Origin of the sequence: Dokdonella sp., assembly GCF_019634845.1 — a bacterium.
Taxonomy (GTDB): domain Bacteria; phylum Pseudomonadota; class Gammaproteobacteria; order Xanthomonadales; family Rhodanobacteraceae; genus Dokdonella_A.
Genome location: NZ_JAHCAQ010000008.1, coordinates 42,258 through 55,187, shown reverse-complemented (window position 1 = coordinate 55,187; position 12,930 = coordinate 42,258). Strand labels below are relative to the sequence as shown.

General features: G+C 68.2%; 9 protein-coding genes. 7 read left to right on the top strand and 2 right to left on the bottom strand.

Translation table 11 applies throughout. From position 1 onward, the window contains the following. The first annotated feature begins 20 nt into the window (after nt 1-20). The 5 genes from KF903_RS07380 (at nt 21) to KF903_RS07360 (ending at nt 8,996) form a co-directional block, all read left to right on the top strand. Nucleotides 21-962, top strand: a complete 942-nt coding sequence (locus KF903_RS07380; protein ID WP_291213148.1) for an ABC transporter ATP-binding protein — start codon at nt 21-23, stop codon at nt 960-962. After that, nucleotides 959-1,693, top strand: coding sequence for an ABC transporter permease subunit (locus tag KF903_RS07375; protein WP_291213145.1), 735 nt, complete (start codon nt 959-961; stop codon nt 1,691-1,693). The genes KF903_RS07380 and KF903_RS07375 overlap by 4 nt, the downstream gene beginning before the upstream one ends. Before the next feature lie 13 nt (nt 1,694-1,706). Continuing rightward, the gene (locus KF903_RS07370) at nt 1,707-3,584 is read left to right on the top strand and encodes a Gldg family protein (protein ID WP_291213142.1); all 1,878 of its coding nucleotides are present in this window, start codon (nt 1,707-1,709) and stop codon (nt 3,582-3,584) included. Then, nucleotides 3,581-4,798, top strand: coding sequence for a DUF4340 domain-containing protein (locus tag KF903_RS07365; RefSeq protein ID WP_291213139.1), 1,218 nt, complete (start codon nt 3,581-3,583; stop codon nt 4,796-4,798). Before KF903_RS07370 ends, KF903_RS07365 begins: the two co-directional genes overlap by 4 nt. Before the next feature lie 298 nt (nt 4,799-5,096). Further along, a complete protein-coding gene (locus KF903_RS07360) occupies nt 5,097-8,996 on the top strand; it encodes a S8 family serine peptidase (RefSeq protein WP_291213136.1) in 3,900 nt (1,299 codons plus the stop codon). A gap of 221 nt (nt 8,997-9,217) precedes the next feature. Here the strand turns inward: KF903_RS07360 and fabV are convergent, their stop codons facing one another. Both fabV and KF903_RS07350 read right to left on the bottom strand, forming a co-directional pair. Next, entirely contained in the window at nt 9,218-10,426 is a 1,209-nt protein-coding gene (gene fabV, locus KF903_RS07355; protein ID WP_291213134.1) for an enoyl-ACP reductase FabV, read from the bottom strand. Between the two features lie 54 nt (nt 10,427-10,480). Beyond that, nucleotides 10,481-10,651, bottom strand: a complete 171-nt coding sequence (locus KF903_RS07350; RefSeq protein WP_291213131.1) for an oxidoreductase-like domain-containing protein — start codon at nt 10,649-10,651, stop codon at nt 10,481-10,483. A 178-nt stretch (nt 10,652-10,829) separates the two neighbouring features. On the opposite strand from KF903_RS07350, the gene KF903_RS14265 reads away from it, so the two are divergent. After that, nucleotides 10,830-11,849 carry a DUF488 family protein gene (locus tag KF903_RS14265; RefSeq protein ID WP_345777749.1) on the top strand — a complete coding sequence of 340 codons (1,020 nt, stop codon included), beginning with the start codon at nt 10,830-10,832 and terminating at the stop codon, nt 11,847-11,849. 113 nt (nt 11,850-11,962) lie between these two features. Next, nucleotides 11,963-12,880, top strand: a complete 918-nt coding sequence (locus tag KF903_RS07335; RefSeq protein WP_291213128.1) for a M14 family metallocarboxypeptidase — start codon at nt 11,963-11,965, stop codon at nt 12,878-12,880. Nucleotides 12,881-12,930: the final 50 nt, after the last annotated feature.

The window sequence follows — 12,930 nt, the reverse complement described above, 5'->3', positions numbered from 1 at the left end:
GACAGGATGCGTGGACAACGATGATCGAGACTCGCGAACTCAGCAAGCGTTACGGCGACTTCACCGCCGTCGATGCGATCAGTTTCAAGGTGGAGCCCGGCCAGGTACTCGGCTTCCTCGGCCCCAACGGCGCCGGCAAATCGACCACGATGAAGATGCTGGCCGGTTTCCTCGCTCCGACCGCGGGCAGCGCCAGCGTGGCCGGCTTCGATGTCGAGCGGCAGCCGCTCGAAGCCAAGCGGGTGCTCGGCTATCTGCCGGAAGGCGCGCCCAGCTACGGCGAGATGACGGTGCGCGAGTTTCTCGACTTCATCGCCCGCGTTCGCGGCTTGCATGGTGAGGCCGGCGAACGGCGCAGCGACGATGTGATTGCGCGCCTGCACCTGGAGCCCGTGCTCGAACAGCCGATCGACACGCTGTCGAAGGGTTTCAAGCGTCGCGTCGGCCTGGCTGGTGCGATCCTGCACGATCCCAAGGTGCTGATCCTCGACGAGCCGACCGACGGCCTGGATCCGAACCAGAAACAGGAAGTGCGCAGCCTCATCAACTCGATGGCGCGCGACAAGACCATCATCATCTCGACCCACCTGCTGGAGGAAGTCCACGCGGTGTGCACGCGCGCGATCATCATCGCCGCTGGCCGCATCCTCGCCGATGCCACTCCCGCCGAGCTCGAAGCGCGCTCGCGTTACCACCAGGCGGTGTCGTTGACCGCAGCCAACCTGGAGGAGGCCAAGGCCGCACTGGCCAGGGTCGGTGACATCGCCTCGATCGAGGTCGATCCGCAGGACAACCGCATCACGGCCTTCCCCAAGCCCGGCCGGCAGATCTTCGTGGCGGTGAGCGATGCGCTCAAGGCGCAGCAGGTGGCCGTGCGCGAGCTGGCGCTGGAAGGCGGTCGCCTCGACGAGGTGTTCCGCACCATCACCCAGGGCGCGAGCGGCGCGGAGGTGCGCTCATGAGCGGCACCATGACCATCTACCGGCGCGAGTTGCGCAGCTACTTCGCCACCCCGGTGGCCTACGTGTTCATCGTCATCTTCCTGTTGCTGTCGGGTGCCTTCACGTTCTACCTCGGCGGCTTTTACGAGCGCGGCCAGGCCGACCTGCAACCGTTCTTCACCTTCCACCCGTGGCTCTACCTGTTCCTCGTGCCGGCGGTGTCGATGCGGCTGTGGGCGGAGGAACGCAAGAGCGGCACCATCGAGCTGCTGCTGACCCTGCCGGTGACGATGTGGCAGGCGGTGGTCGGCAAGTTCCTCGCCGCGTGGACCTTCATCGCGCTGGCGTTGGCGCTGACCTTTCCGATCTGGCTGACGGTGAACTATCTGGGCGATCCCGACAATGGCGTGATCGCCGCGAGCTATCTGGGCTCGCTGCTGATGGCCGGCGCCTTCCTTGCCATCGGTTCGTGCCTGTCGGCGGCCACGCGCAATCAGGTGGTCGCCTTCATCCTGACCGTGGTGGTGTGCTTCGTGCTGCTGCTGGCCGGCTATCCGCTGGTGCTGGAGGCGATCGGCGCGATCGCGCCGCAGGGCGTGGTCGATGCGGTCGCGGGACTCAGCTTCCTCACCCATTTCGAGTCGATCGGCAAGGGCGTGATCGACCTGCGCGACCTCATCTATTTCGTGCTCATGATCCTGTTCTGGCTGTATGCGACGGCGATCGTGATCGACATGAAGAAAGCGGCCTGAGGAGGGACTGACGATGGCATTCAATCGCAAGGCGCTGTCGGGCTCGGCCCTCATCGTGCTCGGCGTGCTGCTGGTGGCCGTGCTGCTGCTGGTCAACGTGCTGTTTCGCGGGGCGCGGCTGGACCTGACCCAGGGACACCTGTACACGCTGTCGGCCGGCACGCGCAACATCCTCAAGTCGATCGACGAGCCGATCAACCTCTACTTCTTCTATTCCGACAAGGGTTCGCAGGACATTCCACAGGTGCGCAGCTATGCGGCGCGCGTGCGCGAGATGCTGCAGGAGATGGCGGCACATGCGGGCGGCAAGCTCAAGCTGCATGTGATCGACCCGGTGCCGTTTTCCGAGGACGAGGACCGTGCCTCGAGCATGGGCCTGCAGTCGATTCCGGTGTCGGCCGCGGGGGACAAGATCTTCCTCGGCATCGCCGGCACCAACTCGACCAACGGCCAGGCGGCGATTCCATTCCTGCAGCCCGACAAGGAAGCCTTCCTCGAATACGACATCGCCAAGCTCATCCACGAACTCGAGGTGCCGCACAAGCCCGTCGTCGGCTTGTTGTCGGGCCTGCCGCTGGCTGCGCGCTTCGACCCGGCGACGCGGCAAATGCGCCAGCCATGGGCGGTCGACCAGCAGTGGACCCAGTTGTTCGACGTGCGCAATCTCGATGCGGCCACGCTCAAGACGATCGACAAGGACATGAACGTCGTCATCGTCGTGCATCCCAGGCAGTTGTCCGACGATGCGCAGTTTGCGATCGACCAGTTCGTGCTGCGTGGCGGCCACCTGCTCGTGTTCGTCGATCCGATGGCCGAACTCGACGACAGCGGCGCCGATCCGAGCAACCCGATGGCGGCGATGATGGCCGATCATTCGTCGGACCTGCCGCGGCTGTTCAAGGCCTGGGGCGTCGAATACGACCCGCACCAGGTCGTGCTCGACCGCTCGCGCGCATTGGCGATCAGCATGGGTGAGGGCCAGGCGCCGGTGCGCCACCCCGGCATCCTCGGCTTGGCTGCCGCCGACTTCAATCACGATGACGTGGTCACGGCCAGCCTCAACACGATCAACGTGAGCACGGCCGGCCACTTCGACCTCGCCAAGGGCGCGGTCGACGAGAAGCTCGAGCCGCTGATCCAGACCTCCTCCGATGCGATGAGCGTGTCGGTGGATCGGCTGCGCATGCTCGCCGATCCGTCGACCCTGCTCGCCGACTACAAGCCCGCCGGCAGCCCCTTGCTGATCGCCGCGCGCCTGACCGGCACGCTCAAGACGGCGTTTCCCGAACGCCATGGCGAGGGCACGCTGGCCAGCTCGAGCGGACAGTCGCAGGTCGTGCTGGTGGCCGATACCGATCTGCTCAGCGACCGCATGTGGGTGCAGGTGCGCTCCTTCCTCGGCCAGACGTTGATGAATGCGTTCGCCAACAACGGTGATTTCGCCGTCAATGCGGTCGACAACCTGGCCGGCTCGGGTGATCTCATCGCGATCCGCGGCCGCGCCACCTCGCAGCGGCCGTTCAGCACGGTCGAGGCGATCAAGCGCAGTGCCGACGAACGCTTCCGCGCCAAGGAAAGCGATCTGCAGCGCGAGCTGTCCGACACCGAACGCAAGCTCAGCGAGTTGCAGAGCGCGAAGAGCCAGGACCAAGCGATGGTGCTGTCGAGCGAGCAGAAGACCGAACTCGACAACTTCCTCAAGCGCAAGGTGGAGATCCGCAAGGAGCTGCGCGCGGTGCGGCGCCAGCTCGATGCGCAGATCGAGGTGCTCGGCACCCGCCTCAAGCTCATCAACATCCTGTTGATGCCGCTGCTCGTCACGTTCGGCGCGCTGGCCTATGCCTGGTGGCGCGCGCAGCGCCGCCGCGGCGCCCAGGGAGGACGCCCATGAACCAGAAAACGATCATCTCGCTGGCGCTGCTCGCCGTGATCGCCATCGTTGCGGCCGTCGCGGTGAAACGCCACGAGGCGCCGTTGAGCGAGGTCGCGGCGGGCGACGCCTGGCTTGCGCCGGCGTTGCGCGACCACATCAACGACGTCCGGCAGGTGCTCATCAAGGGTGCCGGCGACAAGGTGCTGGCGACGCTCGTGCGCGGCGACAAGGGCTGGACCCTGGCGCAGAAGGGCGGTTATGCCGTCGACAGCGGCAAGCTGCGTGAGCTGCTGCTCAAGCTCGCCGAGGCCCGACTCATCGAACAGAAGACCGGCGCTGCCGACAAGTACGCGACGCTCGGGGTACAGGATGTCGCTGCCGCCGATGCCAAGGGCGTGCAGATCGAGCTCGATGGCCTGGCCCAGCCGTTCGTGTTGATCATCGGTGACAGCAATCCACGCGGCGGTACCTATGTGCGCCGCGCCGGCGAGGCGCAGAGCTGGCTCACGGGCGCGAGTCTGACCGTGGACCGGGACGCCGCCAACTGGTTGCGCAAGGACCTCGTCTCGCTGCCGGCCACGCGCATCGCCAGCGTCACGCTGACGCCAGGTGAAGGCAAGCCGGTCAGGATCGAGAAGCAGGCCGCGGATGGCGCCGACTTCCATCTGCTCGACGTGCCCAAGGGGCGCGAGCCCGGCGATGCGTTCACGATCAACGCGATCGCCGGCGTGCTCGATGGCCTGCAGCTCGATGACGTGATGCCGGCTGCCGAGGCGCCGGCGCCGGCGCCGGCCGCGGCACGCAAGGCACGCTTCGAGACCGTCGACGGCGTGGTCGTCGAGCTCACGGGTTGGGACCGCGACGGCAAGCATTTCGCCACGCTGACGGCCGTGCTCGATGATGCGGCCGCCGCTCACGCGATCGACGCCGCCCAGGCCAAGGTCAAGGTCGAATACGACAAGGCGGTGGCCGATGCATCCGCGAACGAGGAAGGCGACAAGGCCGGCGAGGCGCCGCTGAAGCCGCTGGCGGTCACCGACCCGGCCAAGGATCGCGCCAACCGCCTGGCGGCGCTCGGCGGCGAGGTTGCCGGCATGAATGCGCGCTTCGGCGGCTGGGCCTTCGTGCTGCCAGCCTACAAGTACGCGAATATCGACAAGTCGATGGCCGACCTGCTCAAACCGCTGGAGCCTGCCACGGCTGCCGGCAAGGCGACGCCGGCCAAGCGCTGAACGACGCGGCGATACCGCCGGGCGCATCCGCACGGGCCGACCGGGCCGACGCCGCGCGCCCGGGCGCGGCGCGGATTCGCATGGAGCGGAATGGCAGCACGTGGCCGGTGCGCGCGGTGCCGGCCATGCCACGACGGCGCCGCATCGCCGGGCGCGCGGTCTGGGCGCTGCGCACGCGTGGGCGTGTCGAATCGGTCGCGGCGCGTAGTTGCCGCGCGGCGGCAACCTGCTAGGCTTGGATCGGTGCCGCCGCTGGGGCGTGGCGGCACGTCACGACACACCACCTGGGGGTTCCATCATGCAGATCTTGCGGCCGGCGCTCGTGAGCGCCGTTGTTGCGTTACTTGTTGCGGGTGCGGGTACGGCGTCGCTGCACGCCCAAGCCGGCGTCGCGAACGGGGCCGGAGCCGATGCGGCGGGGCCGGCAAGCACGTCCACTGCGAGCCACTTCGTGCGCGTGCCGGCGGCGAGCCGGCATCGGCTCGAGCACCTCGCCCTGGCGCCGCGCCATGCGAGCGACTACGGCAGTTACCGCTGGCTCGAACTGGACACCGCGGACTATCAGCGGCTGGTGGCCTCGGGCGAGAGCCATTCCGTCGATGACGATGCGGGATTCGTGCAGATCAACCGCTTCCGTTTCGACCCGCTGCGCGATGGCGCGCCGCCGGCCGGACCGGCCGGCGAGGCCAGTGGCAGCGGCCCCGGCTTCCATCTCGTGCAGTTCCGCGCACCGGTACAGACCGCCTGGTTGTCCGCGCTCGAACAGGCGGGGCTGGAACCGCTGCAGTACTACCCGAGCAACGCCTATCTCGTGTGGGGCGAGCCGGCCGCGGTGGCGCGTGCGCAGAACCTGTCATTCGTGCGCTGGCATGGGGCGGTGCAGCCTGCCTACAAGCCGGCACCCAGCCTCGACTCGCGCAACGGGATGATCGGCAACGTCGATGTGATGTTCTACGACGAGAAGCGCGTCGATGCCACGCTCGCCGCAATCCGCCAGGCCGGCGGCCGCGTGCTGCAGCATTACCCCGCGCAGCCGGACCGCAAGTTCTTCGATGCGATCGTTGAACTTCCGGCCGAAGCGATCGCCGCAGTCGCCGCGCTCGACAACGTGCTGTGGCTCGGCTACCAGGATCCACAGCCGGTGCTCGACGATGAAATGTCGGCGCAGATCATGGCCGGCAATCATCCCGGTGGCGTTCCCGTCGTCGGTTACCAGAGCTACCTCACGGGGCTCGGCTACGACGGCAGCGGCGTGACCTGGGCCATCATCGATACCGGCGTCGACTACGACCATCCCGACCTCGCCAGCCGCATCGTGGGCGGCTACAGCTTTCCGGGCGCCTGCAACCCGGCCGGCCAGCCCGGTTCGGATTGCTCGGGCGGTGGCCATGGCACCCACGTCGCCGGCATCGTCGCGGGCGATGCCACGCTGGGCCTGACCGACACGGCTGGTTTCCTGTACGGACTCGGCATCGCGCCAGGCGCGGGGCTGTATGCGATGAATTCGCTGTCGGCATCGGCCTGGCCGCCTGCGGGCGGATGGCAGGAGCACTCCAAGCGCGCGCTGGCCGGCAACGCCATCGGCGGCAACAATTCCTGGACCACGGGCGAGGGAACGGCTCATGGTTACCAGGCCTCGGAGCGCACCCACGATCTCATGGTGCGCGATGGCAACTTCGACACGACGACCGTCGCCGAACCGTTCATCGAGGTGTTCTCCGCGGGCAACTCGGGCCCTGGCGGCAATACGCTGACCGCGCCCAAGGACGCCAAGAACATCATCGCGGTGGCCGCCTCGATGAACTATCGGGCCGGCAGCATCGACAACATCGCGAGCTTCTCCTCGCGCGGACCGGCGGTCGACGGTCGGCAGATTCCGGTGATCGCCGCGCCCGGCCAGACGATCGCCTCGGCCCGCAATGACCTCGGCGGCAGCTGCACAGGCTCTGGCGCGGACATCCCGGGCACCGGCAGCCCGGCGCGCTACTCGTACTGCTCGGGAACGAGCATGGCGTCGCCGCACGTGGCCGGCGCGGTGGTGCTGCTGAGCGAGTGGTGGCGCACGTTCAACCTCGGTGCCAACCCGAGTCCCGCGATGGCCAAGGCGCTGCTCGTGAACAATGCGGTCGACATGGCCGGCAACACGACCGCGCGCTGGAATGCCGCCGAAGGCTGGGGGCGCGTCAACGTCAACAACATCATCGCGCCCGACGTGCCGGTGGAGTACTGGGACCAGGATCACCTGTTCACGGCTGCGGGGCAGTCGCGCGAGATCACGCTGGGTGTGGCCGACCCGACCAAGCCCGTGCGGATCACGCTGGCATGGACCGATGCGCCCGGCGCGGTCGGCGCCAACCCGGCCCTCGTCAACAACCTTGATCTGACCGTCGCCGACGGCGGCAACACCTACCTCGGCAACGTGTTCAGCAACGGCTGGTCGAGCACCGGCGGCGTGGCCGACAACCGCAACAACCTCGAGAACGTCTTCATCCAGAATCCGAGCGGTGCCGCGCTGACGATCACCGTCACGGCGACCAACCTGCCCGGCGATGGCGTCCCCTACAACGCAACGCCGACCGACCAGGATTTCGCGCTCGTGTGCAGCAACTGCGCACTGTCGGCCGACTTCACCCAGGCGGTGGCGCCATCGAGTCTCGCCGTGTGCGCGCCGGCCACGGCCAATTACACCGTGAACATCGGCTCGCTCCTCGGCTTCACCGCCCCGGTCACGCTCAGCGCGAGCGGCAATCCGGCCGGTACCACGGCAAGTTTCAGCGCCAATCCCGTTACGCCGGCAGGCACCAGTACGCTGACGATCGCCGGTACCGGCGCCGCGGCAGCGGGCAGTTACGTGCTGACGATCGACGGCAATGCGAGTGGCGGCGTGCCCAAGTCGAGCAGCGTGGGACTCAACCTGTTCAGCGCGGCGCCGGCGATCGACGTGCCCACCACGCCGGCCAATGGCGCGTTGAACGTGGCGGCACTGCCGACCTTCACGTGGAGCGCGGCCGCGCAGGCCGGCACGCACGACATCGAAGTGTCGACCGATCCCGGCTTCGGAACCATCGTGGCTTCGGCCAGCGGCCTCACCGGCGCGAGCTGGACGCCATCGACTGCATTGGCCACCAGCACCGCGTATTACTGGCGCGTGCGGGCCAGCAACACCTGCGGCAGCGGTTCCTGGTCGGGCGTCTCGGTGTTCACCACCGTGGCGGCGCCGGGCGATTGCGGGCCGGGCACGACGGCCAACGTGCTGCTCAACGAGACCTTCGAAAGCGGGCTCGGAGCATGGACCACCCCACCGGGCACGGGCACCAACACCTGGGCGATTTCCACGGCCAACCCGCAGGGCGGTGCGCAGCACGTACGTGGCGTCAACACCGCAACGGTCACCGACCAGCGTCTGGTGTCGCCGGCCATCATGTTGCCGACCGGCCAGAATCCGATCGTGCTCAAGTTCGACCATGTGCCGAACCTCGAGAACAGCGGTGCGACCGCGTGCTATGACGGCGGCATCCTCGAAGTGAGCAGCGACGCGGGCGCCAACTGGACGCAGGTCGGCAATGCGGATCTGCTGGTGGGGCCGTACGTGGGCAGCATTTCGGGCAGCTACAGCAACCCGCTCGCGGGCCTGCAGGCATGGTGCAGCGTCACCACGACCACCTACCGGCAGACGATTGCGGACCTCAGCAGCCGCGCCGGACAGACGGTGCAGTTGCGCTGGCGCATCGGTACCGACAGTTCGGTCGGGCGTCCGGGCTGGGACGTCGACAACGTGGTCGTGCAGAGCTGCCAGGCCGCGGGCGCGCCCGACATCGATGTCGCTCCGGCGGCGCTGGCCAGCACGCAGGAACCCGACAGCACGACCACGCAAAACCTGTCGATCGGCAATGCCGGCAGCGCGACGCTGCTGTGGTCGGTCGCCGAAGACGGCGGCGCAGGTTGTGCAGCGCCCAGTGACGTACCGTGGTTGTCGCTGTCACCGACCAGCGGCAGCACACTGGCCGGTGGCAGCACCAATGTGACGGTGACACTGGATTCGACCGGGCTTGCGGACGGCGCCTACACCGCCAACTTGTGCATCAACAGCAACGATCCCGACGCAGGGCCCGGCAACGGCACGGCGCAGGTGATCGTGCCGGTATCGCTGACGGTGTTTGCGGACCGGATCTTCGTCGACGGTTTCGACCTGCCCTGACGTGCCAGCGGCAGGGAGCGCGCGACAACGGCCACGGATGGCCGCTTGTGCGGGCTCGGCAAGACCTTGCAGTGGCACGACGCACGAGCGCAGGTGCCGCACGCAGCGGCGGGAGTCATCCGGTGGTGATTCCCGCCGAGCGCAGTGGGACAGGGCAGTGGATGGCGCTGCGCTCGGCGCCGGCTGCGGCCGGCGGCGCGCGTAGCGGCGGCGAGGGGCGATCAGCCCAGTTCGATGCAGTCGAAGCCGACTTCGGGATCGACGTCGGCGGCGTAGTCGACATCATCGCGCGCGAAGCCGAACAGGCGCAGGAAATCGCGCTTGTAGTTCGCGTAGTCGCTCAGTTCGAACAGGTTGGCGGTCGTCACCTGCGGCCATAGGTCCTTGCAGGCCTGCTGCACGTCGTCGCGCAGTTCCCAGTCGTCGAGGCGCAGCCGCTGCTCGTCGTCGAGCGCCGGCGGCGTTCCATCGGCACGGTACAGGCGCTCGCGCAGCAGCCGATCGAGCTGGTCGATCGTGCCTTCGTGCAGGCCCTTTTCCTTCATCACCTTGAATACCAGTGCGATGTAGAGCGGCATCGCCGGAATCGCCGCGCTGGCCTGGGTGATGACCGACTTGAGGACGGCCACGTTGGCGTGGCCGCCATGAGTCGCCAGCCGCGCATCGAGCCGGCGCGCAGTCGCGTCGAGATCGGCCTTGGCGCGGCCGAGGGCACCGTGCCAGTAGATCGGCCAGGTGATCTCGGTGCCGATGTAGCTGAAGGCGACCGTGCGTGCGTTCGCGGCGAGCACTCCGGCGCGATCGAGGGCGTCGATCCACAGTTCCCAGTCCTGACCGCCCATGACCGCGACGGTGTCGTCGATCTCCGCTTCGGTGGCGGCTTCGATCGTGGCCGTCACGATCGTGTCCTTGTTGGTGTCGATCGCGGTCGAGGTGTAGGCGCTGCCGATCGGCTTGAGCGCCGAGCGCCTGACTTCGCCGCTGCCGGGCATCTTGCGTGCCGGCGCGGCGAGCGAATACACGACGAGGTCGACCTTGCCGCCCATCTCGTTGCGGATGAGGTCGATGACCTTGTCGCGCGCGGCGTCGGAGAAGGCGTCGCCGTTGATCGAGCGGCTGTACAGGCCCGCGGCCTTGGCGGCGCGATCGAACGCTGCCGAGTTGTACCAGCCGGCGCTGCCGGGTTTGCTCGCGGTGCCGGGCTTTTCGAAGAACACGCCGAGCGTGTTCGCGCCGAAGCCGAACGCGGCGCTGATGCGTGCGGCCAGGCCATAGCCGGTCGAGGCGCCGATCACGAGCACGTTCTTCGGGCCGTCGTGGCGCACGCCGCGCGCGCGCGTGGCCGCGATCTGATCGAGCACGTTGAGCTCGCAGCCACGTGGATGCGTGGTGATGCAGATGAAGCCGCGGACTTTGGGCTGGATGATCAAGGGCGGTCACCGGTGGTGGTGGAAACCGCGGATTCTAGCAGCCGCACGCCGCTGTCATGCCGCGTCGGGATGGCGTTCCAGCCAGCGCGCCAGCCGCGCTTGGTAGTCGGCCAGCGCCTCGGCATAGGTGTCCTGCACGCAGCACTCGCAACCGCTGTCGCAGCAGTCGCCGGGCAGCGGGCGCTCGGGCGGCACGGGCCGCGGGTCGGGATCGCGATCGATCATGGCCGGGCGAGTATGCAGCGCAGGCACTGCGCCAACATGAACGCGCAGGAACCCGCAGTGACCTCGTTGCAGCCGGCGATTGCGTTGTCGCCGTGGCGACGCCACATTGTCGCGCATCGGGTGTTGCCGTCGCCAATGCGCGGCCACACCCGCACGCTGCGGCGGAGGTCCGCATTCGGTGCCCACTCGCACATCCCGATACGATCGCTTGCCGCGCGAGCGGCTCGACACGCTGTTGCGCAAGATCCGCGCCTGCACGGTGTGCGCGCCGTACCTGCCACTGGGCCCGGCGCCGCTGCTGCAGGCCGGCACGACCGCGCGGCTCCTCATCGTGAGTCAGGCGCCAAGCGCCAAGGCGCACCTGGCAGGCATCCCGTGGCATGACGCGAGCGGGCGCAGGCTGCGCGCTTGGCTCGGCGTCGACGACGCCGTGTTCTACGACCCCGCGCGCGTCGCGATCGTGCCGATGGGCTTTTGTTACCCGGGACGCGGCCCGCATGGTGATCTGCCGCCGCGACCCGAATGCGCACCGCTGTGGCACGACCGCGTGATGGCGCAGCTGCCGCAGGTGCAGCTCACGTTGCTGATCGGCGCCTGGGCCCAGCGCCATTTCCTCGGCGACGGCGCACGCCTGGGCGTCACCGAGACAGTGGCTGCATTCACGCGTGGCGAGTCGCCGTTGCTCGCGCTGCCGCATCCATCGCCACGCAATACCGCGTGGTTCCGGCGCCACCCCTGGTTCGAGCACGAGCTGCTGCCGTTGCTGCGGCGGCGCGTCGCCACCGTGCTCGACCTTTCCGTACAAGGAGCATCGACCATGGCCACCAGAAAATCCGCCAAGCACGACATCGTGCTGCAGCGCGCCTATGAGGAACCGACCCCGCACGACGGCTATCGCGTGCTCATCGACCATTTCTGGCCGCGCGGCCGCAGCAAGGACGTGCTCAAGCTCGATGAATGGGCCAAGGACATCGCGCCCACTGCCGAGCTCATCCACTGGTACGGGCACGTGCCCGAGCGCTGGCCCGAGTTCCAGCGTCGCTACATGGCCGAGCTGGCCGAGCCTGCGCAGCAGGCGCGCCTGCACGCGCTGCTCGAGGCCGCGGGCAAACAGCGCCTCACGCTCGTCTATGGCGCGCGCACCGAGACCCAGAACCAGGCCGTGGTGGTGCGCGAGGCGCTGCTCGCACTGCGGTGATGACGGCTTGGCGCGATTGCGCATCGGACATGCGCAATGCGTCCGCAAGCAAACGGCGGGTGCCGCGGCAGTGCTAGAGTCATGCGCTGCCAGTCGTCATGGGGATCGTCGCGATGGACAGGTTTTACCCGATCGGAACGCCGGGCCAGCCGTGGGGCGACGCCGAGCGCGCGCAGTGGCTGGCCAGCCAGCGCCGCCAGCGCAGCTATTTCGATGAAGTCGTGCCTGCGATCGAACGCCTGCGCGGCGAACATGAGGTCGGTGAGTATGGTGTGCTCGACTACGCCGGACAGCGCTTCGCGCTGCATGCGATCCGCAACCGTGGCTGGGATCCGGCGCTGCCCTGTGCATTGGTGACCGGTGGCGTGCACGGTTACGAAACGAGCGGCGTGCACGGCGCACTGCAGTTCGCGCAAAGCCATCTGCGCGACTACGCGGGGCGGCTCAACGTGCTCGTCGCGCCTTGCATCAGCCCGTGGGCCTATGAGCGCGTCCATCGCTGGAACCCGCAGGCGATCGACCCCAACCGTTCGTTCCGCGAACCGAGCCCCTGCGCGGAATCGGCCGCGCTGCTGGACCTCGTGGCGCCGTTGCGCCAGCACTGTCTCGTGCACATCGACCTGCACGAAACCACCGACAGCGACGAAACCGAGTTCCGCCCGGCACTGGCGGCGCGTGACGGCAAGGCCTTCGAGCCCGGCACGATCCCCGACGGTTTCTACGTGGTCGATGACACCGAGCGACCGCAGCCTGCGTTCCAGGATGCAATCATCGCAGCGGTCGGGCAGGTGACGCATATCGCGCCCGCCGATGCGAACGACGAGATCATCGGTTCGCCCGTGGTCGCACCGGGCGTGATCCGCTACGCGCTGCGCGAGCTGGGTCTGTGCGCCGGCATCACCGCGGCACCGTACCGGTCGACGACCGAGGTGTACCCCGACAGCCCGCGGGCCACGCCGGCGCAGTGCAATGCCGCCCAGGTGGCCGCGGTGCGGGCCGCACTCGATTTCGCGCTGGCCCATCGGGCCTGAACGCGCGCGGCGCCGCCAGTTCGCCCCGCGCATGCGTTAACCTTGGCGGC

Bases quoted from the DNA above. Each gene is read 5' to 3' on its own strand.
- KF903_RS07380 (WP_291213148.1), top strand. From the start codon at position 21: ATGATCGAGACTCGCGAACTCAGCAAGCGTTACGGCGACTTCACCGCC.
- KF903_RS07360 (WP_291213136.1), top strand. From the start codon at position 5,097: ATGCAGATCTTGCGGCCGGCGCTCGTGAGCGCCGTTGTTGCGTTACTT.
- KF903_RS07370 (WP_291213142.1), top strand. From the start codon at position 1,707: ATGGCATTCAATCGCAAGGCGCTGTCGGGCTCGGCCCTCATCGTGCTC.
- KF903_RS07350 (WP_291213131.1), bottom strand. From the start codon at position 10,651: ATGATCGATCGCGATCCCGACCCGCGGCCCGTGCCGCCCGAGCGCCCG.
- KF903_RS07365 (WP_291213139.1), top strand. From the start codon at position 3,581: ATGAACCAGAAAACGATCATCTCGCTGGCGCTGCTCGCCGTGATCGCC.
- KF903_RS07335 (WP_291213128.1), top strand. From the start codon at position 11,963: ATGGACAGGTTTTACCCGATCGGAACGCCGGGCCAGCCGTGGGGCGAC.
- KF903_RS07375 (WP_291213145.1), top strand. From the start codon at position 959: ATGAGCGGCACCATGACCATCTACCGGCGCGAGTTGCGCAGCTACTTC.